Genomic DNA, 23,469 nt, shown 5'->3' on the forward strand with positions numbered 1-23,469 from the left:
ATGTCCACTCGCCCCTTCTGGCTGGCCGAAGCGCTCGCCGCCGAACAGCCCGAGCCCCCCACGCCCCTTGTCGGCAACCACGAGGTGGATGTCTGCATCGTCGGCGGCGGCTTTACCGGACTCTGGAGCGCCATTGCCCTTAAACAGGCCAAGCCTCACTTGCGCATCCTGGTGCTGGAAAAAGACCTGTGTGGCAGCGGGGCCTCGGGGCGCAACGGCGGCTGCCTGCTCACCTGGTCGGCCAAATACCTGACCCTGAAGCGCCTGTTTGGGGAGCAGCAGGCCGCCTGGCTGGTGCGAAGCTCCGAGCAGGCGGTACACGAAATAGCCCGCTTCTGCGCGGAGCACCAGATAGAGGCGGAGCTGAGAGTCGAGGGCACCTGCTACACCGCCACCAGCGAGGCACAGCGCGGCCTGATGGATCCGGTATTGCGGGAACTAAAGCGAGCCAACCTTAACCAGTGGCAGGCGATTGAAGAGAGTGAACTGGCGAGCCAGAGCGGCTCCCACGTTCATCTGGAGGGGCTCTACAGCCCCCACGCGGGCTCGGTGCAACCGGCACTCTTGGTGCGCGGCCTGCTGCGGGTGGCACGGGAACTCGGGGTCGAGGTGTATGAAGGCTCCCCCATGCAGCGCCTCGACGCAGGCCAGCCTGTGCGGGTGCAAACGCCGCAGGGTGAGGTGCGTGCCCGCAAGGTGGTGCTGGCCCTCAACAGCGCCATGACGGCGCACTTTCGCGAGTTTCGCCGCAGCATAGTGCTGGTCTCCTCGGATATGGTGATAACCGACCCGGCGCCACAGGCGCTTGCCGCCCAGCAACTCGCGCACGGTCGCTCCGTGGTGGATGGCCGCACCTTCGTGCACTACTACAGATCCACCCCGCAAGGGCGGTTGATGCTGGGCAAGGGGGGCAACACCTTCGCCTTTGCCAACCGCCATCTGGCCGAGTTTGATGCCCCGAGCCGCTATCTTGCGCCCCTCACCCGCACCCTGCGCCGCTTCTTTCCGGCACTTGAAGATGTACCCGTCGCCGCCAGCTGGTGCGGCGCCTCCGATCGCTCGGTGGATGGCCTTCCCTTCTTCGGCCACTGGCGCGCGCAGCCCAACGTCGTCTATGGCCTCGGCTATTCGGGCAACGGAGTGGCCCAGAGCTGGATGGGCGGTCAAATACTGGCGGCCCTGGTGAGAGATGAGGTGCGGGAAGCGGACAAGGTGTGGCGCGAATGCGCCCTGGTAAGCGGCCCGCGCGGCCATTTCCCGCCCGAGCCCTTGCGCTGGCTGGGGGCCATGGTGGTGCGCAATGCCATCCGGCGCAAGGAGCGAGCGGAAGATGAAAACCGCCCTGTGCCCTGGTATGACAAACAGCTGGCCCGGCTGGCGGATGCGGCGGGCAAGGCGGACAAATAGACGCCTTCACTGCGCTTAGGAAAAAGCCAGAAAGCCGAAGGGGCAGGAGAGTGATGACTCCCCTGCCCCTTCGCAGTTGGTACGGCTCGCGGCTGGCCCGATAGACAGGCCTGGCGTTAGCTGGCCCAGGTAATGATGTGATCTATCCAGTCGCCGGCATCCACCTCGTGCACTACCTTGCCGCGCACCGACTGACCGGCCTGGTGCATGGCGCTGCGGCTGCCGGTGATAAGCGGATGCCACTGCGGCAGGCTCTGCCCCTCTGCCAGCAGGCGATAGGCGCAGCTCGACGGCAGCCAGTCGAACTCGGCAATCTTGTCGAAGGTGATCTGCAGGCAGTCCGGCTCTTTTTTAAAGCGGTTGCCGTAGTCGGAGCACTGGCAGGTCTTGGTATTGAGCAGGTTGCAGGCCACGTTGGTGAACACCAGCTCCTCGGTGTCCTCGTCGATCAGCTTGTTCAGGCAGCATTTGCCGCAGCCGTCGCACAGGGACTCCCACTCCGTCATGGTCATCTGTTGCAGGCTCTTCGCCTGCCAGAAGGGGGCGGTCTGCACTTCGTTTAACTGCGGCACTTTTTGCTGCATGGCAATGGGCTCACTCAATACGCTGACAAGCGCGTGGTTATACGCCTTATGGCCCGATTTTTCAAGGTAAACGGGGAGATGCCAGAGAATCGGAAAGGTCAGAAATTGTGGTTAAACGTTGGGCTTCGCTACGCTCAGCGCCAACCTACAACGCCTGTAGGTTGTGGTTGAGCCTGCGAAGCCCAACATACGAGATGGATTTCTTGTTAATTACGAGGTCCAATCACGCGAACGTCCGATTACGCTTCGCTAATCGAACCTACAGTTCTATGCATGACGGTGGTAAATTGGACACTGAATTTCGAGATTACAGGGCATTTCTATGAAACTCTGCGGTTATAAATTCAGAAAATATCTTGACATTAAACGTGCAGGAACATTGAAAATAAAACCAGAACTCATGATTGTTATGATGAAGCACTGCTCATCTTACTCACTGAATGCCATAGACAACAATTCAGTGCCTTCTAAAGCTGTACCAGACAAGACTCAGCATCAAATATGACAGTTATGGAAAATGTTTCCATAGATTACGCAAGAGTTTTAAATCTCCCTGAACCTCGCCCCCAAACCCAGCTGATTCATATGATTTTATCAATTCTAATGAATCGAACTTAGTGGCTCACTCCATATTCTCGGAAAGCAGAACTGCTGAACTAAACAAATTGTTTATAGCGAATGAGCCAGTTATATATGGTTGGAACACAAACATTTCCCTAGCTTCACTTGTTAGCCTCGCAGTAAAATGCTTAAATGTTAAAAACCATTCTAAATATTGAAACCATATAGTGAAAATCCCTATTACCACCCACGGCCAAGAAGCGGCAAGCGGCAAGCGGCAAGCGGCAAGCGGCAAGCGGCAAGCGGCAAGCGGCACGCGGCAAGCGGCAAGCGGCAGCTTGAATGGGAGCGACATGTAAATTTCCAGCTGAGAAAGGCACAACAGAAATCAGCTGCCCTTTGAGTTACAGATTCATCCATCTAGAACATGATAACTGTCAGGAATGAGATAATGATATTATTACATAAAATAAGAAAAATAAAAAACATTACAAAAATGGCTACAGGTAGAATTGCTTTAAGATATGCCAATAATAATCAGTTTTTACTGGCATCAGTAATCCTGAATGCTGAGTATATATTCAAGCTGTTTTCTGCACTCTCAATAATATATTTAATTTTCTTTACCGATATTAGACCTAAAAACGCGCCAGACTGGATCGTTATTGTTGAAATGCTCTCCATGTTAGTCCTGTGCGTGGTTGTTTTTTACACAAGAAGAGAAAGACTGATATGCCGTGCGGAAATTAGAACCATAAAGAGGAATAAAATAAAAAACTCATACTCTGGTGATAATAACATTCCACCTTCTAACCATTGATAAGTGCGATGATATACCTATATTTTTAAACCATAAAAAATGCCGACTATCAGGTCGGCATTTTTATCAGAGATAACAGGCTAAATAACTTACCAGCCGGTTACTTCACGCAGGGCCTTGCCGATATCGGCGAGGGAACGCACGGTTTTTACGCCGGCATCTTCCAGGGCGGCAAATTTCTCTGCTGCCGTGCCCTTGCCACCGGCGATGATGGCGCCCGCATGACCCATGCGCTTGCCAGCCGGGGCTGTGACGCCCGCGATGTAGGAGACCACCGGCTTGGTGACGTGGGCCTTGATATAGGCCGCGGCTTCTTCCTCGGCGCTGCCGCCGATCTCGCCGATCATGACGATGGCTTCGGTCTTGGGATCGTTCTGGAACATCTCCAGGATGTCGATGAAGTTGGAGCCCGGGATGGGGTCACCACCTATGCCGACGCAGGTGGACTGGCCGAAGCCCTCGTCCGTGGTCTGCTTGACCGCTTCGTAGGTCAGGGTGCCGGAGCGGGAGACGATGCCCACCTTGCCCGGCTTGTGGATGTGACCCGGCATGATGCCGATCTTGCACTCACCCGGGGTGATGACGCCCGGGCAGTTCGGACCGATCATCCGCACGCCGGTTTCCTGCAGCTTCACCTTGACCTGCAGCATGTCCAAGGTCGGGATGCCTTCGGTGATGGTGACGATGAGCTTGATGCCGGCATCGATGGCTTCCAGGATGGCGTCCTTGCAGAACGGGGCCGGAACATAGATGACGGAGGCGGTGGCGCCTGTGGTTTCCACGGCGTCACGGACTGTGTTGAAGACCGGCAGGCCCAGGTGAGTAGTGCCACCCTTGCCCGGGGAGACGCCGCCGACCATCTGGGTACCGTAGGCGATGGCCTGTTCGGAGTGGAAGGTACCCTGACCGCCGGTGAAGCCCTGGCAGATCACCTTGGTGTCTTTGTTGATCAGAACGCTCATTATTTGGCCTCCGCTGCTTTAACCACTTGCTGAGCTGCGTCAGTCAGACTCGTTGCGGCGATGATATTGAGGCCGCTGTCGGCCAGTTTACGGGCACCCAGTTCGGCATTGTTGCCTTCCAGACGCACTACCACGGGCACCTTGACCCCCACTTCCTTGACCGCGCCGATAATGCCTTCCGCGATCATGTCGCAGCGCACTATGCCGCCGAAGATGTTGACCAGCACGGCTTGTACCTTGCTGTCAGACAGGATGATCTTGAAGGCCTCGGTCACACGCTCCTTGGTGGCGCCGCCGCCGACGTCCAGGAAGTTGGCAGGTGAGCCGCCGTGCAGGTTGACGATGTCCATGGTGCCCATGGCCAGACCGGCGCCGTTGACCATGCAGCCGATGTTGCCATCCAGCGCCACATAGTTCAGCTCCCACTGGGCGGCGTGCGCCTCGCGGGGGTCATCCTGGGAAGGGTCGTGCATCTGGCGCAGCTTGGGCTGACGGTACAGAGCGTTGGCGTCGATGTTGATCTTGCCGTCGAGGCAATGCAGGTTGCCCTTGTCGGTGATGACCAGGGGGTTGATCTCCAGCAGCGCGAAGTCGCAGTCCAGGAACATCTGGCCCAGACCCATGAAGATCTTGGTGAACTGCTTGATCTGATCGCCGACCAGACCCAGCTTGAAGGCCAGCTCGCGGGCCTGATAAGCCTGCGGGCCCACCAGGGGATCGATGGCAGCCTTGTGAATGAGTTCCGGGGTTTCGTGGGCGATCTTCTCGATGTCCACGCCACCCTCGGTGGAGGCCATGAAGACCACGCGGCGGCTGCCACGGTCAACCACGGCGCCGAGGTAGAGCTCCTTGGCGATGTCGGTGCAGGACTCTACCAGGATCTTGGTGACCGGCTGACCATTGGCGTCAGTCTGATAGGTCACCAGGTTCTTGCCGAGCCAGTTCTGGGCGAAGGCACGGATCTCGTCCTTGCTCTTGGCCAGCTTGACGCCGCCCGCCTTGCCACGCCCACCGGCGTGGACCTGGCACTTGACGACCCAGGTGTTGCCGCCAATCTTGTCGGCCGCTTCGGCCGCTTCCTGCGGGGTAGCGCAGGCATAACCTTCGGAGACCGGCAGGCCATACTCGGCAAACAGCTGTTTTGCCTGATATTCATGCAGATTCATAGATGCTCTATCCGTGTTGTAGGTATTTCCGTCCGGGGCTCGTGTTTCTCAATCCCCTGTGAATGGGGGCCTGGGCGGCCCCTCGTTATCTTTCAGTCACTCTTGCTCAGACATCCAGCAGCAGACGGGTCGGGTCTTCCAGCAGCTCCTTGATGGAGACCAGGAAGCCCACGGACTCGCGGCCGTCGATGATGCGGTGATCGTAGGAGAGCGCCAGGTACATCATCGGCAGGATCTCGACCTTGCCGTCGACGGCCATGGGCCTGTCCTGGATCTTGTGCATGCCCAGAATGGCGCTCTGGGGCGGGTTGATGATGGGGGTGGACATCAGGGAGCCGAACACGCCGCCGTTGGTGATGGTGAAGTTGCCGCCGGTCAGTTCGTCCACGGTCAACTTGCCGTCACGGCCCTTGCCCGCCAGATCCTTGATGGCCTTCTCGATGTCGGCGAGGCTCATGTTGTCGCAGTCACGCAACACAGGGGTCACCAGACCACGGGGGGTGGAGACGGCGATGCTGACGTCGAAGTAGTTGTGGTACACCACATCATCACCATCCAGCGCCGCATTTACTTCCGGGTAGCGCTTGAGGGATTCGACCACGGCCTTCACGTAGAAGGACATGAAGCCGAGCTTGATGCCGTGCTTCTTCTCGAAGATCTCGCCGTACTGCTTGCGCAGCTTCATGATGGGCGCCATGTTGATCTCGTTGAAGGTGGTCAGCATGGCGGTGGTGTTCTTGGCCTCCAGCAGACGTTCGGCGATGCGCTTGCGCAGACGGGTCATGGGCACACGCTTCTCGGTGCGACCAGCCAGCGGGGCTATGGGCGCAACAGGTGCGGCTGCCACGGCAGCGACGGGGGTTGCCGGCTTGCCCAGGTTTTTGATGAAGGCATCCACGTCTTCCTTGGTGACGCGACCACCCTTGCCGGTGCCGGTCAGCTTGGCCACGTCGATGTCGTGCTCGGCCACCAGGCGGCGCACTGAGGGGCTCAAACCGTCGGCAGCGTCATCGGCGGCCACTTCCACCGGCTTCTCCTTGGTCTCTTCACCGGCCACCGGGGCCGCCTTGAGGATGGCGATCAGCTGGCGGGAGAGCACGGTCGCGCCTTCCAGTTGCAGGATGTCGCCCAGTACGCCGGCTTCGGGCGCGGGGACTTCCAGCACGACTTTATCGGTTTCGATGTCAACCAGCACTTCGTCACGGGCAACCAGATCACCCGGTTTCTTGTGCCAGGTGGCGATGGTGGCGTCCGCCACTGATTCCGGCAGGTCCGGTACCTTGATCTCGATAGTCATGTAATCAGTTCCTTGTTACTTCTTGGCCAGCAGGCTTGTTCCAGAGACGGAGAGGGTCGGCTTCACAGTGCCCCCTCCCCTTCACAACTCGTTTATTCCATGGTCAGCGCGTCTTCCACCAGGGCTTTCTGCTGCTTGGCGTGGACAGACATGTAACCGACGGCCGGTGAGGCCGAGGCCGGGCGACCGGCGTAACGCAGACGGGCATTGCTTGGCAGCACGCTGTCATAGTGATGACGGGTGCTGTACCAGGCGCCCTGGTTCTGCGGCTCTTCCTGACACCAGACGAAATCGGTGACGTGGGCATAATCGGCCAGGATGGCGCGCACTTCCTCTTCCGGGAAGGGGTAGAGCTGCTCGATCCGTACCAGCGCCACATCCTGCTGCTCCGCCTTACGACGGGCATCGAGCAGGTCGTAGTAGACCTTGCCGGAGCAGAAGACCACCCGCTTGACGGCTTTCGGATCCAGTGCATCGATCTCGCCAATGGCGTTCTGGAAGGTGCCGGTCGCCAGCTCGTCGAGCTTGCTCACCGCCAGCGGGTGGCGCAGCAAGGACTTGGGCGTCATCACGATGAGCGGACGGCGCATCGGGCGCACCACCTGACGGCGCAGCATGTGGAACACCTGGGCCGGGGTGGAGGGCACGCACACCTGCATGTTGTGCTGGGCGCACATCTGCAGATAGCGCTCCAGACGGGCGGAGGAGTGCTCCGGGCCCTGCCCTTCGTAACCGTGGGGCAGCAGCATGGTCAGGCCGCACATCCGGCCCCACTTCTGCTCGCCGGAGGAGAGGAACTGATCCACCACCACCTGGGCGCAGTTGGCGAAGTCGCCGAACTGGGCTTCCCAGATGGTCAGACCGGCCGGCTCGGCGCTGGCGTAGCCATATTCGAAGGCCAGTACCGCGTTCTCGGTCAGCACAGAGTCATAGATCTCGAACGGACCTTGCTCATCGTGCAGGTTGCACAGCGGGGTGTAGGTGCTCGCATCGGTCTGGTTGTGCAGCACGGCGTGGCGATGGAAGAAGGTGCCACGACCGGAGTCTTCCCCGGTGAAGCGGATGCGCGCGCCCTTGTCCACCAGGGTGGCGTAGGCCAGGGTCTCGGCAAAGCCCCAGTCAACCAGCTTCTCGCCGGCGGCCATCAGGCGGCGGTCTTCGTAGATCTTCTCGACCTGGCGTTGCAGCACATGGGTCGCCGGGTACTGGCTGATGCGCTCGCCGAGGGACTTGAGGTGATCCATGGGCACAGTGCTGTCGTAGCTCATGGCCCAGTCGTGACCGAGGTACGGGGTCCAGTCCACGGAGTGCAGCTCCATGGGACGCCACTCCTTGCTCACCCGCTCGCCCCTGTCCAGGGTATCGCGATAGTCGTTGACCAGGGTGGTGGCCAGCTCGGGGGTGATGGTGCCTTCGCCAATCAGCTGATCGGCGTAGATCTTGCGCGGCGTCGGGTGCTGCTTGATCTTCTGGTACATCAAGGGCTGGGTCGCGCTCGGCTCGTCGGCCTCGTTGTGACCGTGACGACGGTAGCAAACCAGCTCGATCACCACGTCGCGCTTGAAGGTGTTGCGATAATCCAGCGCAATCTGGGTCACCAGCACCACGGCTTCCGGGTCATCCCCGTTGACGTGCAGTACAGGTGCCTGCACCGCCTTGGCGATGTCGGTACAATATTCGGTGGAGCGCAGGTCACGTTGATAGGAGGTGGTGAAACCGACCTGGTTGTTGATGACGATGCGCACAGTGCCACCGACGCCGTAGGCACGGGTCAGGGACATGTTGAAGGTCTCGGCCACCACACCCTGCCCCGCGATGGCGGAGTCACCGTGGATGGTGATGGGCAAGACGCTGGAGCCGTCCTTGTCACCGCGTCTGTCCATACGGGCACGGACCGAGCCGATGACCACGGGGTTGACGATCTCGAGGTGGGACGGGTTGAAGGCCAGTGCCAGGTGGACGTTGCCGCCCGGGGTGGCGAAGTCGGAGGAGAAGCCCATGTGGTACTTCACATCCCCTGTGCCCCAGGATTCGCCGTGCTTGCCGGCGAACTCGTCGAACAGCTCCTGGGCGCGCTTGCCGAGCACGTTGATCAGCACGTTCAGGCGACCCCGGTGGGCCATGCCGATGACGGCCTCTTTGCAACCCTGCTCACCGGCGCGGCGGATCAGCTCCTTGAGCATGGGCACCATGGCATCGCCCCCTTCCAGGGAGAAACGCTTGGCCCCCGGGAACTTGGCACCCAGGTATTTTTCCAGCCCTTCGGCGGCGGTCAGGCTCTCGAGGAAGCGGGTCTTCTCTTCGAGGGTATAGGTCCCCTTCCCTTCGATGGATTCAAGACGGTCTTGCAGCCAGCGCTTCTCCTCGGTGGAGGTGATGTGCATGTAGTCTGCACCTATGCTGCTGCAGTAGGTTTTCTTCAGCGAGGCGTAGAGATCGGAGAGCACCATGGTCTCGCGACCTATGGCGTAGGAGCCCACGTTGAAGGTGGCCTCCATGTCTGCGCCCTGCAGGTTGTGAAATGCCGGGTCGAGCTCGGCAACGGTTTCACGGGTCCAGAGGCCGAGGGGATCCAGATTGGCATTCTGGTGACCGCGGAAGCGGAAGGCGTTGATCAGCTGCAGTACGCGTACCTGCTTGGCATCCACCTGGGGATCGGAGACAGGAGCGCTGTAACGGGAGGGATCCTTGGCCAGGCGGCGGAAATAGTCGCGAACCTGGGAGTGGGGTTGTTCAACTGCATGGCCATTGACCTGGGGCAGCTCGCTAAACAGGCTGCGCCACTCATCGGCCACGGAGTCGGGGTTTTCCAGGAAGGATTCGTACAAATCCTCAATGTAGCTTGCATTCGCACCAGCCAGGTGAGATGACTCCAACCAGGCCTTCATCACGCCGTTATGCATTTCTATCCCTTGTACATCTTGTTCACTGCAGCGCAGCTTGTAGGGTCATAGCCATCCCGGGACGGGATGGCTATCCAGAGGTCGGGCCCGGCGCAAGGCGCCCTGGCCCTGGTATCAAACAGCCCGGTTGAGCAACATCGACTTGATCTGACCGATGGCCTTGGTCGGGTTCAAGCCCTTGGGACAGACGTTCACGCAGTTCATGATGCCGTGGCAGCGGAACACGCTAAAGGCGTCATCCAGGTTGCCCAGTCGTTCAGTGGCGGCGGTGTCGCGGCTGTCCGCCAGCCAGCGGTAGGCGGCGAGCAGCCCGGCCGGGCCTATGAACTTGTCCGGGTTCCACCAGAAGGAGGGGCAAGAGGTGGAGCAGCAGGCACAGAGAATACACTCGTACAGGCCATCCAGCTTGGCGCGCTCTTCGGGGGATTGCAGGTGCTCACGCACGGGCGGCAGTTTTTCATCGTTGATGAGGAAGGGCTTGACCTTCTCCCACTGGGTGTAGAACTGGGTCATGTCGATCACCAGATCGCGGATCACTGGCAGACCAGGCAGGGGCCGGATGACGACCTTGTTGCCCTTCTTCAGCAGATCGGAGAGCGGAGTGATGCAGGCAAGACCGTTCTTGCCATTCATGTTGAGACCGTCTGATCCACAGACCCCTTCGCGGCACGAGCGGCGGAAGGAGAGAGTGGGATCCAGCTCTTTCAACTGGATCAGTGCGTCGAGCACCATCATGTCGGAACCTTCAGGAATATCAAGACGATATTCCTTCATATGGGGGACGTTATCAACGTCCGGGTTATAGCGATATACCGAGAATGTGACGTTCATTGTGCTTGGCTCCGCAATCAGTAAGTCCGGACCTTGGGCGGGAACGCCTCACGGGTCTTGGGTGACATGTTGACCGCGCGACGGGTCATGGACTCGGTGTCCGGATGATAGAGGCTGTGGCACAACCAGCTCTCGTCGTCACGCTCCGGGAAGTCGAAGCGGCTATGGGCGCCCCGGCTCTCGGTACGGAAGTTGGCGGCAACTGCGGTGGCAAACGCCGTCTCCATCAGGTTGTCCAGCTCCAGGCACTCGATGCGCTGGGTGTTGAACTCCTTGGAGGTGTCGTCCAGACGGGCATTCTTGAGGCGCTCACGGATGAGTTTCAGCTCGGCCAGCCCTTCTGCCATGGCGTCCCCTTCACGGAACACGGAGAAGTTGTTCTGCATGCAGCGTTGCAGGTCACGGCGGATCTCGGCGGGATCCTCGCCATCGCGGTTGTTCTCCCAGCGATTGAAGCGGGCCAGCGCCGCGGCGATGTCGGACTCGGAGGCATCGCGGCCATGATCCATCTCACCCAGGGTCTCTACCAGGTGCATGCCGGCGGCACGACCGAACACCACCAGATCCAGCAGGGAGTTGCCGCCGAGGCGGTTGGCACCGTGCACGGAAACGCAGGCTATCTCCCCTACCGCGAACAGGCCGACCACGGGGACGTCGTTGCCGTCTTTATCCTGAGTCAGGCACTGGCCGTTCACGCTGGTCGGCACGCCGCCCATCATGTAGTGGCAGGTCGGGATGATGGGAATGGGTTCCTTGACCGGATCCACGTGGGCGAAGGTGCGAGAGAGCTCGCAGATGCCCGGCAGACGGGATTCCAGCACCTCTTTGCCGAGGTGATCCAGCTTGAGCTTGATGTGCGGGCCCCAGGGACCGTCACAACCACGACCTTCGCGGATCTCGATCATGATGGAGCGAGCCACCACGTCGCGACCGGCCAGGTCCTTGGCGTTGGGCGCATAACGCTCCATGAAGCGCTCGCCATCTTTATTGAGCAGATAGCCGCCTTCACCACGGCAACCCTCGGTCACCAGCACCCCTGCCCCGGCGATGCCGGTGGGGTGGAACTGCCAGAACTCCATGTCCTGCACGCCAACCCCGGCACGCAGTGCCATGCCGACGCCGTCACCCGTGTTGATGTGGGCGTTGGTGGTGGACTGGTAGATGCGACCGGCGCCGCCGGTGGCGAGCACCGTGGCCTTGGCCTTGAAGTAGACGACTTCGCCGCTCTCCATGTCGATGGCGGTACAGCCGACGATGTGGCCGTCCTGGTTCTTCACCAGATCCAGGGCATACCACTCGGAGAAGACGGTGGTCTTGTTCTTGACGTTCTGCTGATACAGGGTATGCAGCAGGGCGTGACCTGTCCGGTCAGCAGCCGCCGCGGTACGGGCCGCCTGCTCGCCGCCAAAATTCTTGGACTGACCGCCGAAGGGGCGCTGATAGACAGAGCCGTTGTCGAAGCGGGAGAAGGGCAAGCCCATGTTCTCCAGCTCATAGATGGCCTCGGGGCCCGTCTTGCACATGTATTCAATCGCTTCCTGGTCACCGATGTAATCGGAGCCCTTGACGGTGTCATACATGTGCCACTGCCAGTTGTCGTCATGGGCATTGCCCAAGGCGACCGTGATCCCGCCCTGGGCGGAAACCGTGTGGGAACGAGTCGGGAAAACCTTGGAAAGCAGTGCGCAGCTCTTGCCGGACTGGGCAATCTGCAGCGCGGCGCGCATGCCAGCACCACCGGCACCGATCACGACCGCATCAAATTCACGAGTTGGAATAGTCACCTTACACACCCCACAGCACGACGAAACCCGTCATCAGATAGACGAACAGCACCACCACCAGCGCAAACTGCAGCGCACCGCGCAGCCCGACCGGCTTGATATAGTCGGTCAGCACCTGCCACAGACCGATCCAGGCGTGGATCAGGACGCACAAGAGCGTCAGCAGGGTGAAGACCTTGGTGAAGGTTGTGGCGAAGAAGCCGGTCCACACCTCGTAGGTAATGTCGTTGAAGGCGACAAAGCCGACCAGGTAGAGGACGTAAGCCGTCATGATGAGGGCGGTGGCGCGGATCAGGATGTAATCATGAACACCGCTGCGCCCGAAAGTTGCAGAATTGGTTACCATACCAGTACCCCCGCCAATACCGCCAGAATCCCGGTAATCACGAAGCCCACCCGGGCACTCTGATTCGCGGAATCCAGCTCTTCCCAATGCCCCATGTCCATGACCAGGTGACGCAGGCCGCCCACTATGTGGTATGCCAGCGCAGTCAGGATCCCCCACAACACGAACTTGACCAGGAAGTTGTCCATGATGGCAACGACGGTTTCAAATCCTTCGGGAGAGGAGAGTGAAGTACCAAGCATCCACAGCAAGATGGCCAGCGCCACAAAGGTGATGACCCCTGAGACACGGTGCAAGATGGAAGCGATGGCGGTGACAGGAAAGCTGATCGTTTGCAGGTCGAGGTTTACAGGTCTCTGTTTATTTTTCACGGCTTTGCCCACTCAGCTCCATTGAGCACGTTAGTTATTGTTTTCACACGCTTTGAGGGCTAGGAGTGGCATTTGTTAGGTTTTTGTTACCAAAACAACTCGGAAAAGCCAAAAACAACATTTTAGATATCACATCTGGCTTTGCGAAAGCGTTTCAAACACCGACGGCCATCACCCACGAGGCGCAGTATATCGGCGGCCTTAACCAATGACAATCAATTAGCTACACAGAAAACCCAAAACCGTAAACCAGATCTCACAACCGCTTTAACAAGTCATTAATGATCATTCAAGAAAATTGACAAGAAGGTGGTTCTCTGGTTCAAATAAGGCGCTCCAGCCGCCGTGGTACGGGTAAGAACCTTTGCCAGCGTCATGAAAGTCGTAATAAAGTAGGACTGGAACCAAATTATAAAAGAGCAAAGGAGACGTGCTATGGCTGATAAGATAGCCACCCTACATCTGCCCGGAAAAGAGCCGGTAGAACTACCGATCCTGTCCGGTACTGTTGGACCCGATGTAATCGATGTCAGAAAACTGGGCGCGCAAGGGTATTTCACCTTCGACCCCGGTTTTATGGCCACCGGTGCTTGCAAATCATCCATTACCTATATCGACGGAGATCAGGGTGTCTTGCTGCACCGTGGTTATCCCATCGCCCAGTTGGCCACCCAGGCCAGTTACCTGGAAGTCTGCTACATACTGCTGTACGGCGAGGCGCCCACCAAGACGCAATACGCGGAATTTGAACGCCTGGTCACCCGCCACACCATGGTGCACGAGCAGATCGCCTTCTTCTTCCGCGGCTTCCGCCGTGACTCCCACCCCATGGCGATCATGTGCGGTGTGGTCAGCGCACTGTCCGCCTTCTATCACGATGCCCTCGACATCAACAACGAAGAGCATCGCGAGATCTGCGCCTTCCGTCTGCTCTCCAAGATGCCGACCCTGGCCGCCATGTGTTACAAGTACTCCATCGGCCAGCCCTTCATGCAGCCGCGCAACGCCCTCTCCTATGCCGGCAACTTCCTGCACATGATGTTTGGCGTGCCGACCGAAGAGTACAAGGTCAACCCCATAGTCGAACGAGCCATGGATCGCATCTTCACCCTGCATGCGGATCACGAGCAGAACGCCTCCACCTCCACGGTGCGTCTGGCCGGCTCCTCCGGTGCCAACCCGTTTGCCTGTATCGCCGCGGGGATCGCCTCCCTGTGGGGACCGGCCCACGGTGGTGCCAACGAAGCCTGCCTCAAGATGCTCGAAGAGATTGGCTCCGTGGATCGCATCCCCGAGTACATTGCCAAGGCCAAGGACAAGAACGACCCCTTCCGTCTGATGGGCTTCGGTCACCGGGTCTACAAGAACCACGATCCCCGTGCCACAGTGATGCGCGAAACCTGCCACGAGGTACTGACCGAGCTGCAGATCAAGGATCCGCTGCTGGATGTGGCCATGGAGCTGGAGCGCATCGCGCTCTCCGACCCCTACTTCATCGAGAAGAAACTCTACCCGAACGTGGACTTCTACTCCGGCATCATCATGAAGGCCATTGGCATCCCCATGTCCATGTTCACCGTGATCTTCGCCATCTCCCGCACCATCGGCTGGATAGCCCACTGGAACGAGATGCACTCGGACCCGGATCAGAAGATCGGTCGTCCGCGTCAGCTCTATACCGGCCTGGCACAACGGGATTTCACTCCCCTCGATCAACGCTGATCCGGCAAGTTGTCATGGTTTGTTACAAAGGCGGTCATTGACCGCCTTTTCATTTGAGGGTTTAATCGCGCCCTTTTACGCCAAGGACACCCGTCATGAAAGCTCCCCTGCTCCTCTGCTCCGCCCTGTTGCTCAGCGCCTGCCAGAGCACCCCGACCACAGAGACCCTCTATATCCAGGACAAGCTGGCCGACTGCGTCGGTGTCGCCCCCATGAAGTGCATGCAGGTGCGCAGCCAGCCCGGTGAGAGCTGGACCCTCTTCTACCAGCAGATCGAAGGCTTCACCTTCGAGCCCGGTTTCCGTTATCAGCTGGAAGTGCGCACCGAGCAGCTCACCGACGTGCCGGCGGACGCCTCCTCGGTGCGCTATCAGCTGATCAAGGTGGTGAGCAAGCAGGCCGTTCGCTGAGCCTTGAGGGACCCCGGTTCCGTTTGCGCGCCCCTTGGGTTATGCTGACCCCCTTCTTTCATGGGTTGACCAGGGGCGCACGCCCTCCAGTACGATGATCAAGATAAGAACCATACGGCCCCCAGACTGGCCCGCCATCATGACCATTCAGCGCGAGTGCTACCACCAGCTGGAGCCCGAGCCCCTCGAGGTGATGAACAACAAGGCAGAGCTCGCCCCCGCCTGCTGCTGGGTCGCCGAGCGCCAGGGCAAGGTGCTGGGCTATCTGCTCTGTCATCCTTGGCGCGCCCACTGCCCTCCTCCGCTCTCGCAACCCTTGCAGCCCCTCACCGACCACGAGGAGTTCTACCTGCACGATCTCGCTGTCAGTGGCGAGGCGCGCGGCCTGGGGGTGGGCCAGCGGCTGCTAGCCACTGCCCTCGCCTTTGCCAGCGATGAGGGTTACCAGCATGCCGGGCTGGTGGCGGTACAGGATGCCCCGGCCTTCTGGCGCAAGCAGGGCTTCGTGCCAGCCAGGACCCCCAAGTCGCTGGAGGAGTACGGCGAGGGCGCCGTCTATATGCGGCTACCCCTGGCCGAACCGGCCTGAGGCCCAGTTCAAGCCCAATATAAAAAAGGCGCCTTTCGGCGCCTTTTTTCACTTCATCGGTTCATCAAGCCTTGAACTTGCTGAAGACCAGGGAAGCGTTGGTACCGCCAAAGCCGAAGCTGTTGGACATGACGGTATTGAGATCGGCGGTTTCGTAGGCGCGCACTATGGGCAGACCCACGGCCTTCTCGTCCAGGTTCTCGATGTTGATGCTGGGGGCGATGAAGCCGTGTCCCATCATCAGCAGGGAGTAGACGGCCTCGTGCACACCGGCGGCGCCCAGGGCATGACCCGTCATGGCCTTGGTGGCGGAGAGCTTGGGCGCATTGCTGCCAAACAGGGTCTGGATGGCTTCCAGCTCCTTGGTATCACCGACCGGGGTGGAGGTACCGTGGGTGTTGATGTAGTCCACGGAGCCGACGTCCTTCATCGCCATCTTCATGCAACGCACAGCGCCTTCACCGCTCGGGGCGACCATGTCGTAGCCGTCGGAGGTGGCACCGTAACCGGTGATCTCGGCGTAGATGTGGGCACCGCGGGCCAGGGCGTGTTCCAACTCCTCGACCACCAGGATACCGCCGCCACCGGAGATGACGAAACCGTCGCGGTCCGCATCATAGGTACGGGACGCCTTTTCCGGGGTGTCATTGTACTTGGTGGAGAGGGCGCCCATGGCATCGAACTGTATGGTGGAAGACCAGTCCAGCTCCTCGCCGCCGCCGGCGAAGACGATGTCCTGCTTGCCAAGCTGGATCAGCTCCAGTGCGTGACCTATGCAGTGGGCAGAGGTGGCACAGGCGGAGCTGATGGTGTAGTTGACACCCTTGATCTTGAACGGGGTGGCCAGGCAGGCAGAGGTAGTGGAGGACATGGTGCGCGGCACCATGTAGGGACCCACGCGCTTGACCCCTTTCTCACGGGCAATGTCCGCAGACTCCGAGGTGTTCTTGCCGGAGGCGCCGCCGGAGCCGACCACTATGCCGGTACGCTCGTTGGAGACCTGATCCTCTGGCAGACCCGCGTCAGCGATGGCCTGCTCCATGGACAGATAGGCATAGGCCGCGGCGTCACCCATGAAACGCATGACTTTACGGTCGATCAGTTCAGACGGATCGAGTTTGATGTTACCCCAGACACGGCTGCGCAGGTTGTACTGTTCAAACTGCTCGGAATAGGTGATGCCGGATTTGCCTGCTTTCAGGGAGGCCAGCACCTCTTCCTTGTTGTTGCCGATACTGGAGATGACGCCGATACCGGTGATCACTGCTCTTCTCATTAATTCATCTCGTCTGGAAAAACTGGCACCGAGTCTACCCGCTTTCGGCTGCCAAACTGGTCTGCTTTCACGTAGAATGCCCGCGAATTTAAGACGCGAGCAGAGGAAAACGTGAGTCAAACATCCTTACATCATGCCCGATTGGACTGGAATGAAGCGGGAACTCCAGTCTCCAGTGAGTTCGGGGATGTGTACTTTTCCAATGATAACGGTCTAAGTGAAACCCGCTACGTCTTTTTATTGCAAAATCACCTACCGGCACGATTTTCGCACCACGATAGTGACAGTTTCGTGATTGGCGAAACAGGTTTCGGCACAGGTCTTAACTTTCTGGCGACAATGGCCGCCTTCCTGGAACAGGCGCCCCAATCCGGCAACGGCTCGCGCCTGCACTTCATCAGCTTCGAGAAATACCCCCTGGCCCAGGCCGATCTGCGCAAGGCCCTGGCGGCCTGGCCCGAGCTGGCGTCCTTAAGCCAGCCTCTCATCGACCAGTGGCCGCTGCCGGTATCCGGCTGCCACCGCCTGCTGTTTGCCGGCGGCCGTATCCGCCTCGATCTCTGGCTTGGCGACATCAAGGAGATGCTGCCCCAGGTGCCTCACGGGCCCCAGGGCCTGGTGGATGCCTGGTATCTGGATGGCTTCTCGCCGGCCAAGAATCCCGAGATGTGGACGCTAGCGCTGTTCGATGGTCTCGCTCGCCTCGCCCGCCCCGCCGCGACCCTCTCGACCTTTACCTGCGCCGGTTTCGTGCGCCGCGGCCTGATTGACGCCGGCTTTGCCATGAAGAAGGTGAAGGGGCACGGCAGCAAGCGGGAGATGCTGGCAGGGATGCGGGAGGGCAAGTCGCCCGAGCATACCATCTCCCCCTGGTATGCCCGTCCCGTCGGCCGTGACGGCGAGGTGCTGATCATAGGTGGCGGCATCGCCTCGGCCATGACGGCACTGTCGCTGGTGGAACGGGGCCGCAAGGTGACCCTGCTGTGTGCAGAGGGCGAGCCGGCCACCGGCGCCTCCGGCAACCGACAGGGGGCGCTCTATCCCCTGCTCAATGGGGAGCACGATGCGCTGTCGCGCTTCTATTCCCTGGCCTTCGGCTATGCCCGCCAGCGGCTGCAGGCCCTGGCCGCGCGCCATCCCGTCGCCTTCTCCCTGTGCGGCGTCACCCAGCTTGGCTATGACGAGAAATCCGCCGCCAAGCTCGCCAAGATGGGTCAGGGCCCCTTCCCCCCCGAGCTGATGCACCCACTCTCTGCCTCAGAAGTTGAGCAGGTGGTCGGCCTGCCCTGCGGTCATGGTGGTGTCAGCTATCCCCTGGGGGGCTGGCTCTGCCCGGCGGATCTCACCCGCGCCGCCCTGAAAGAAGCGCAAGCCAGCGGCCTGCTGCGCCTTGAGTACCGCACACCAGTGAGCACCATTACCGAATTGACGGACGGCTGGCAGGTGGAGAGCCTGGATGGCCGTCAGTGGCAGGTCCCCAACCTGGTGGTGGCCGCCGGTCATCAGCTGCCCGCCCTGATCCCCTTTGCGGAACTCCCCCTCTACCCGGTGCGCGGTCAGGTGAGCCATGTACCGACCACGGCGCGGTTAAGCCAGCTCAGGACGGTGCTCTGCTACGACGGCTACCTCACCCCGGCCCACGACGGAGCGCACTGCATCGGGGCCAGCTATGGCCGCAATCAGAGCACCCTCGCGTATAGTGCCGAGGAGCAGGTTCAGAACCAGGCGCGGCTGCAAGCCTGCCTGCCGGATCAAAGCTGGCCTGCCGAGGTGGACGTGAGCGGCAAGGAGGCGCGAGTGGGAGTGCGCTGCGCCAGCCGGGATCACCTGCCGGTGGTGGGGTCAATCGCCAGATTGGCAAGCCTGGCGGATCACGACCCTAAAGCGCCTGCTGATCAGCAGAGCGCGCTGCCCCTGCACGCCGGTCTCTATGTGCTGGGCGCCCTCGGTTCCCGGGGTCTGTGCTCGGCGCCGCTCTGCGGTGAGCTGGTCGCGAGCGAAATTTGCGGTGATCCGCTGCCACTGGCCGCCGATCTGCTGGAGGCGCTGCATCCGGCCCGCTACTGGGTGCGCAGGCTGCGCAAGGGCAAGCCGCTACGGGACTAGGCCAAGGAGGCGTGGCGGCCGCTGCCGACCGCCGCACCATCCAGCGCGCCAATAAAAAAACGGGCTTCCCCAGGGAAGCCCGTTTTTTTATTGGTGATGACGCTCAACTGTCTGGCCAGATGACCCCGAGCTTGCGCCCCCGATCTGTCTGCTGCGCCAGGGTGGCGAATCGATCGCGGGTTGCCTCCAGCACTGCCTGCCCCTGTTGCCAGCCCTGGTACTGCAAGGCGGCGCAATCCTGGGCGACGGGAAGCTGGGCGAGCCGGATGCCAAGCTGGCTGACGCTCTCCAGCAATATGTCCTTGTGACGGCTCTCGTAGTCGAACATGGCCGCCACCAGCTTGTCCCACTTCTGCCGCTCCACCGCGGACGCCCTGCCTTTGTCCATCCAGTTTGGCACCCTGACCTGGATGCGGGCAGTCACGTTGGCCTGATCCAGCTCGCAGCGCGCCGGGGTCGCCCTGCTCTGCAACTGCCAGGAGAGCTGATAGCTGGCCCTGCCGATATGGCCATCGGCCTGGGCCGGTGCCTGCCTGGCTATCTGGCGCATCACGGCAGCCACATCGGCCCCTGATACCCGATAGAACTGGAAATCGACCTTGATATCGGGCGCCACCCGAATACCTGCATAATGGGAGGGTGCCGCTCCGATTGAGGCGGCATATATGAGGGCCGCCACCGCCCCTGTCTTGCTGAAGAATTCCATCGCTGTGCTGCCTTGCTCCTTGTGAGTCCGGCGTAATTTCAATTAATAATCAATGAATTAATAGTCAGTGTGGGAGATTAACCGCGATCAGGGACGCTGTCACCTGCTCTCGGTGCCGGGGGCGACAAAGGGGCGGGATCCGACCCTGTTCCGGATGGGGATTTGCAAGGGAGATCACAGCCAGCCACCATCCCCATGGTGAATTACTCCTTATGAGGTAATAATCCCGGCGTTTTTGTTGGCACATGTCGAGCTAGCCAGTCCAACCCTCTGCTCAGCCCGCTAGATGCCCGACGTCACTCCATACTCAGGAACCTATTTATGATGGAACTCCTTATTGGCACCCTGGTCACCCTGGCCGTGGGTCGCTACATCTTCAAGGGCTATTCGGCGACCGGGGTGCTGCTCAGCGGCGGCCTCTTGCTGCTGGCGATCACCGCCCTGATGGGCAAGGCGGTGCTGCCTGCCAGCGTCGCCTCCACCGGCCACGTGGCTACCGACGTGTTCGAGTACGTGCGCTTCCTGCTGGTGGACAGGGGCGGCGGCCTCGGCATGCTGATCATGGTGCTGTGCGGCTTTGCCGGCTACATGAGCCACATAGGCGCCAACACCATCTTGGTGAAGCTGGCCAGCAAGCCCCTTGGCATCATCAAGTCCCCCTACATACTGCTGGTGGCCGCCTACCTGGTGGCCTGCGCCATGTCGCTGGCGGTGAGCTCGGCGACCGGCCTTGGCGTGCTGCTGATGGCGACCCTGTTCCCGCTGATGGTCAACATGGGGATCTCCCGTGGCGCCGCGGCTGCGGTGTGCGCCTCCCCGGCCGCCATCATACTGGCCCCCACCTCGGGGGATGTGGTGATGGCCGCCCAGGCCGCCAACATGGAGCTCATCGAGTTTGCCTTCAAGCTGACCCTGCCCATCTCCCTGACGGCCATAGCCGCCATGGCGGTGACCCACTTCTTCTGGCAGCGCTATCTGGATAGAAAGTCCGGCGAGCACAACGAGGCGGTCGCCCCGAGCGATCTCATCACAGATGCCCCCGGCTTCTACGCCATACTGCCGTTCACCCCCATCATCGGCGTGCTGCTGTTTGACGGCAAGCTTGGCCCCAAGCTCGACATAGTCACCATCATCGTCATCTGCCTGGTGCTGGCCGCCTTGCTGGAGCTGGTGCGCAAACGCAACGGCAAGGAATTGCTGGACGGCCTGCAGGTGTGCTGGCGCAGCATGGCTGACGCCTTCGCCGGCGTGGTCATGCTGCTGGTGGGGGCCGGGGTCTTCGCCCAGGGGCTGATGGGGCTCGGCTTCATCGCCAACCTCCTGGATCTGGCCCAGAGCTTTGGCACAGGCGGCATCATCATCATGCTGGTGCTGGTGGTCATCACCACCCTGGCTGCCTTCACCACGGGTTCCGGCAACGCCCCCTTCTACGCCTTCGTGGAGCTGATCCCGCACCTGGCCACCAGTCTGGGCGTCAACCCCGCCTACCTGGTCATCCCCATGCTGCAGGCTTCCAATCTGGGTCGCACCATCTCGCCGGTCTCCGGGGTGGTGGTCGCCTGCGCGGGCATGGGCAACCTCTCCCCGTTCGAGGTGGTCAAACGCACCTCTATGCCGGTCGCCGTCGGCCTGCTGGTGGTGATCCTGGCCACCCAGATCCTGGTGCCTGCCTGAGTACCGTCTGACTCTTTTCCAGCCCGGCGTCTGCCGGGCTGGCATCCCCCCCACCCCTTGCAGTAGACTCGGTGCTCTTTTTCCCTAAGGAGGACCGAGCCTTGAGTATTACGGTTCAACTTGCCCACTTCAGTGACTGCCACTCCCATTTCGATGGCGCACCCATGCGCTTCTCCCCTGAGGGTGAGTCCGAGTGGCGCACCCAATGTGGCGGCTACGGCCGCATCCTGACCCGGCTGACCGCCCTGCGCCAGCAGGCCGCCGCCGCGGGCCAGACCTGCCTGTTGCTGCACGGGGGTGACACCTTCCAGGGGTCGCTCTATTTCAACCGCTTCAAGGGGCGGGCCAACGCCGACTTGCTCGGCCTGCTGCGACCGGATGCCATGGTGATCGGCAACCATGAATTCGATCTCGGCAACGGCCCGCTGGTGGAGTTTCTGCGCCAGCTCGACTATCCGGTGCTGGCCGCCAACCTCGACAGCAGCCAGGAGCCGGCCGATGCCCCGCTGCGACTGCACGGCTTGCCTCACCTGTTTGATGCCAGCCGCCCCTGGCACAGGCGCGTCATCGACGGCGTCCCCTTCGCCCTGCTCGGCATCACCTTGCCGCAGATGGCCGCCATCGCGAGCCCGGATCCCCACACCCGCTTCCACGGCATAGAGGAGACCCTGAGCGCCGCCCTCGGCGAGATCAAGGCCGAAGGAATAGCGCACATCATATTGCTCAGTCACCTGGGGCTGGAGCAGGACAAGCGGCTGGCGGCCCGCTTCCCCGAACTCAGCCTGATTGTCGGCGGTCACACCCACAGCCAGCTGGGGGATCTGGCCCCGCTCGGGCTGATAAGCGAGGGGAGCTACCCCTTGATGATCGAGGGGGTCGCCATACTGCATGCGGCCCACAGCGCCCTCTGCCTCGGGGTGTGCGAGCTGGAATTTGATGAGCGCGGGCGAGTTTGCCGAAGCCGCGGCCAGCTGGAGTGGCTACCCTGGCAGCCCTGGCCCTTTGCCTCGCCCCCGCCGGCAGGCCTCCATTTCTGCGAGCCGGCTGCCGAGCTCGAGCAGCACCTGGCCAAACGTTACCGACCCGAGCTCGAGACCATGACCCGGCGCATAGTGACCCGCCTCGCCGGGCCACTGCACCATCAGCGCCTGCCCGATGCCGCCCTGCCCGCCGGCAGTCAGGTCGCCCCCCTGGTGGCCCAGGCCATGCTGGCCGGCGCCCGCGAACAGGTGGGTCAGGTGGATTTCGCCCTGCACAACGCAGGGGGGGTGCGCTGCTCTCTCGAGCCCGGGCCCTTAAGCGAGGCGGACATCGCCGGGCGCCTGCTGCCGTTCGCCATCCCGCTCACCCTCTACCGGGTGCACGGCCATGAGCTGGCGGAGGCGCTGGAAGGTGCCATCGACAACGCCACCAACAACGGCGTGGTCGGCAATGGCAGCGGCAGCTTCCCCTATACCGCCGGGATGCGCTTCTGTTATCAGGCAGACAGGCCCAAGGGGAGCCGGATCACCCGCCTCGAATGGGAGGCGAGCCCGGGTCAGTGGCAGAGCGTCGAGATGGATGCCATCTATCGGGGGGTCTCCAGCGCCTACACCGCCTCCGGCAAGGAGGGCTACACGGCCCTGGCCCGCACCCTGACCCAGCACAATCAGGAGCTCGGCATTACCCTGGCCGATGCCTTTATCCGCTGGGCCCGCCATCTGCCCGAGCTGGCCCCCCTGCCGCCGCGGGTGGAATACCAGGGTGCCAGTCCCATGGCCTGAGGCCCTCATCGGGCCATCCCCTGTCAAGGCGCCGCTTTTCTTCGTGAGAGCGGCGCGTATTACATTTTTCGAGCACAGTCCCCGGCCCCATTGCAGCGGACTGCCGGCCTCGGCAACACCAGGCACCGCCGTTCGTCTTGTGCAATGCAGGCACTGAAAACGTTACTTTTATACATTATTTCAAACACATC

The 23,469-nt window shown here is 61.0% G+C and carries 20 protein-coding genes; 8 read left to right on the top strand and 12 right to left on the bottom strand.

Annotated features, from left to right (window positions below; translation table 11 throughout):
* A complete protein-coding gene (locus tag AB5Y91_RS11690) occupies window positions 1–1,407 on the top strand; it encodes an FAD-dependent oxidoreductase (protein WP_368169867.1) in 1,407 nt (468 codons plus the stop codon).
* Between the two features lie 116 nt (window positions 1,408–1,523).
* Here the strand turns inward: AB5Y91_RS11690 and AB5Y91_RS11695 are convergent, their stop codons facing one another.
* Both AB5Y91_RS11695 and AB5Y91_RS11700 read right to left on the bottom strand, forming a co-directional pair.
* Window positions 1,524–1,991, bottom strand: coding sequence for a YcgN family cysteine cluster protein (locus tag AB5Y91_RS11695; protein ID WP_368169868.1), 468 nt, complete (start codon window positions 1,989–1,991; stop codon window positions 1,524–1,526).
* A 622-nt stretch (window positions 1,992–2,613) separates the two neighbouring features.
* Entirely contained in the window at window positions 2,614–2,907 is a 294-nt protein-coding gene (locus tag AB5Y91_RS11700) for a hypothetical protein (protein ID WP_368169869.1), read from the bottom strand.
* Window positions 2,908–3,003: 96 nt separating this feature from the next.
* On the opposite strand from AB5Y91_RS11700, the gene AB5Y91_RS11705 reads away from it, so the two are divergent.
* Complete coding sequence (locus AB5Y91_RS11705; protein ID WP_368169870.1) at window positions 3,004–3,372, top strand: hypothetical protein; 369 nt, start codon at window positions 3,004–3,006, stop codon at window positions 3,370–3,372.
* 89 nt (window positions 3,373–3,461) lie between these two features.
* Here AB5Y91_RS11705 and sucD read toward each other — a convergent pair whose 3' ends face one another.
* From sucD to sdhC, 8 genes are all read right to left on the bottom strand, one after another.
* Window positions 3,462–4,334 carry a succinate--CoA ligase subunit alpha gene (gene sucD / locus AB5Y91_RS11710; RefSeq protein ID WP_042872308.1) on the bottom strand — a complete coding sequence of 291 codons (873 nt, stop codon included), beginning with the start codon at window positions 4,332–4,334 and terminating at the stop codon, window positions 3,462–3,464.
* Window positions 4,334–5,500 (bottom strand): ADP-forming succinate--CoA ligase subunit beta, encoded by a 1,167-nt coding sequence (gene sucC, locus AB5Y91_RS11715; protein ID WP_106886993.1) that lies wholly within the window; start codon window positions 5,498–5,500, stop codon window positions 4,334–4,336. The genes sucD and sucC overlap by 1 nt, the downstream gene beginning before the upstream one ends.
* A 106-nt stretch (window positions 5,501–5,606) precedes the next feature.
* Window positions 5,607–6,797 (bottom strand): 2-oxoglutarate dehydrogenase complex dihydrolipoyllysine-residue succinyltransferase, encoded by a 1,191-nt coding sequence (gene odhB / locus AB5Y91_RS11720; protein WP_368169871.1) that lies wholly within the window; start codon window positions 6,795–6,797, stop codon window positions 5,607–5,609.
* A 92-nt stretch (window positions 6,798–6,889) separates the two neighbouring features.
* The gene (sucA, locus tag AB5Y91_RS11725; RefSeq protein WP_368169872.1) at window positions 6,890–9,700 is read right to left on the bottom strand and encodes a 2-oxoglutarate dehydrogenase E1 component; all 2,811 of its coding nucleotides are present in this window, start codon (window positions 9,698–9,700) and stop codon (window positions 6,890–6,892) included.
* A gap of 114 nt (window positions 9,701–9,814) precedes the next feature.
* Window positions 9,815–10,531, bottom strand: a complete 717-nt coding sequence (locus tag AB5Y91_RS11730; RefSeq protein ID WP_025326736.1) for a succinate dehydrogenase iron-sulfur subunit — start codon at window positions 10,529–10,531, stop codon at window positions 9,815–9,817.
* Between the two features lie 17 nt (window positions 10,532–10,548).
* Window positions 10,549–12,315: a succinate dehydrogenase flavoprotein subunit gene (gene sdhA / locus AB5Y91_RS11735; RefSeq protein ID WP_106886997.1), complete on the bottom strand. Its 1,767-nt coding sequence runs from the start codon at window positions 12,313–12,315 to the stop codon at window positions 10,549–10,551.
* Window position 12,316: 1 nt separating this feature from the next.
* Complete coding sequence (gene sdhD / locus AB5Y91_RS11740; RefSeq protein ID WP_005326929.1) at window positions 12,317–12,661, bottom strand: succinate dehydrogenase, hydrophobic membrane anchor protein; 345 nt, start codon at window positions 12,659–12,661, stop codon at window positions 12,317–12,319.
* Window positions 12,655–13,044 (bottom strand): succinate dehydrogenase cytochrome b556 subunit, encoded by a 390-nt coding sequence (gene sdhC, locus AB5Y91_RS11745; protein ID WP_025326734.1) that lies wholly within the window; start codon window positions 13,042–13,044, stop codon window positions 12,655–12,657. The genes sdhD and sdhC overlap by 7 nt, the downstream gene beginning before the upstream one ends.
* A 423-nt stretch (window positions 13,045–13,467) precedes the next feature.
* Between sdhC and AB5Y91_RS11750 the strand changes: the two genes are divergently transcribed.
* The 3 genes from AB5Y91_RS11750 to AB5Y91_RS11760 all read left to right on the top strand — a co-directional run bounded on the left by AB5Y91_RS11750 (window position 13,468) and on the right by AB5Y91_RS11760 (window position 15,753).
* Window positions 13,468–14,754: a citrate synthase gene (locus AB5Y91_RS11750; protein ID WP_041205909.1), complete on the top strand. Its 1,287-nt coding sequence runs from the start codon at window positions 13,468–13,470 to the stop codon at window positions 14,752–14,754.
* Between the two features lie 95 nt (window positions 14,755–14,849).
* Window positions 14,850–15,164 (top strand): DUF4377 domain-containing protein, encoded by a 315-nt coding sequence (locus AB5Y91_RS11755; protein ID WP_106886998.1) that lies wholly within the window; start codon window positions 14,850–14,852, stop codon window positions 15,162–15,164.
* A gap of 94 nt (window positions 15,165–15,258) precedes the next feature.
* The gene (locus tag AB5Y91_RS11760) at window positions 15,259–15,753 is read left to right on the top strand and encodes a GNAT family N-acetyltransferase (RefSeq protein WP_368169873.1); all 495 of its coding nucleotides are present in this window, start codon (window positions 15,259–15,261) and stop codon (window positions 15,751–15,753) included.
* A gap of 64 nt (window positions 15,754–15,817) precedes the next feature.
* Here AB5Y91_RS11760 and fabB read toward each other — a convergent pair whose 3' ends face one another.
* Window positions 15,818–17,029: a beta-ketoacyl-ACP synthase I gene (gene fabB / locus AB5Y91_RS11765; protein WP_368169874.1), complete on the bottom strand. Its 1,212-nt coding sequence runs from the start codon at window positions 17,027–17,029 to the stop codon at window positions 15,818–15,820.
* Between the two features lie 111 nt (window positions 17,030–17,140).
* Here fabB and mnmC point away from each other — a divergent pair, with 111 nt between their 5' ends.
* On the top strand, window positions 17,141–19,135 hold the full coding sequence (gene mnmC, locus AB5Y91_RS11770; RefSeq protein ID WP_368169875.1) for a bifunctional tRNA (5-methylaminomethyl-2-thiouridine)(34)-methyltransferase MnmD/FAD-dependent 5-carboxymethylaminomethyl-2-thiouridine(34) oxidoreductase MnmC: 1,995 nt from the start codon (window positions 17,141–17,143) through the stop codon (window positions 19,133–19,135).
* Window positions 19,136–19,238: 103 nt separating this feature from the next.
* On the opposite strand, the gene AB5Y91_RS11775 is transcribed toward mnmC, so the two are convergent.
* The gene (locus AB5Y91_RS11775; protein WP_368169876.1) at window positions 19,239–19,841 is read right to left on the bottom strand and encodes a DUF922 domain-containing protein; all 603 of its coding nucleotides are present in this window, start codon (window positions 19,839–19,841) and stop codon (window positions 19,239–19,241) included.
* A gap of 321 nt (window positions 19,842–20,162) precedes the next feature.
* Between AB5Y91_RS11775 and dcuC the strand changes: the two genes are divergently transcribed.
* Window positions 20,163–21,515 (top strand): anaerobic C4-dicarboxylate transporter DcuC, encoded by a 1,353-nt coding sequence (gene dcuC / locus AB5Y91_RS11780; protein ID WP_139744397.1) that lies wholly within the window; start codon window positions 20,163–20,165, stop codon window positions 21,513–21,515.
* Window positions 21,516–21,616: 101 nt separating this feature from the next.
* Window positions 21,617–23,278 carry a bifunctional UDP-sugar hydrolase/5'-nucleotidase gene (locus tag AB5Y91_RS11785; RefSeq protein ID WP_368169877.1) on the top strand — a complete coding sequence of 554 codons (1,662 nt, stop codon included), beginning with the start codon at window positions 21,617–21,619 and terminating at the stop codon, window positions 23,276–23,278.
* The last annotated feature ends 191 nt before the right edge of the window (window positions 23,279–23,469 follow it).

Origin of the sequence: Aeromonas sp. R4-3, assembly GCF_040908275.1 — a bacterium.
Classification (GTDB): Bacteria; Pseudomonadota; Gammaproteobacteria; order Enterobacterales; family Aeromonadaceae; genus Aeromonas; species Aeromonas rivipollensis.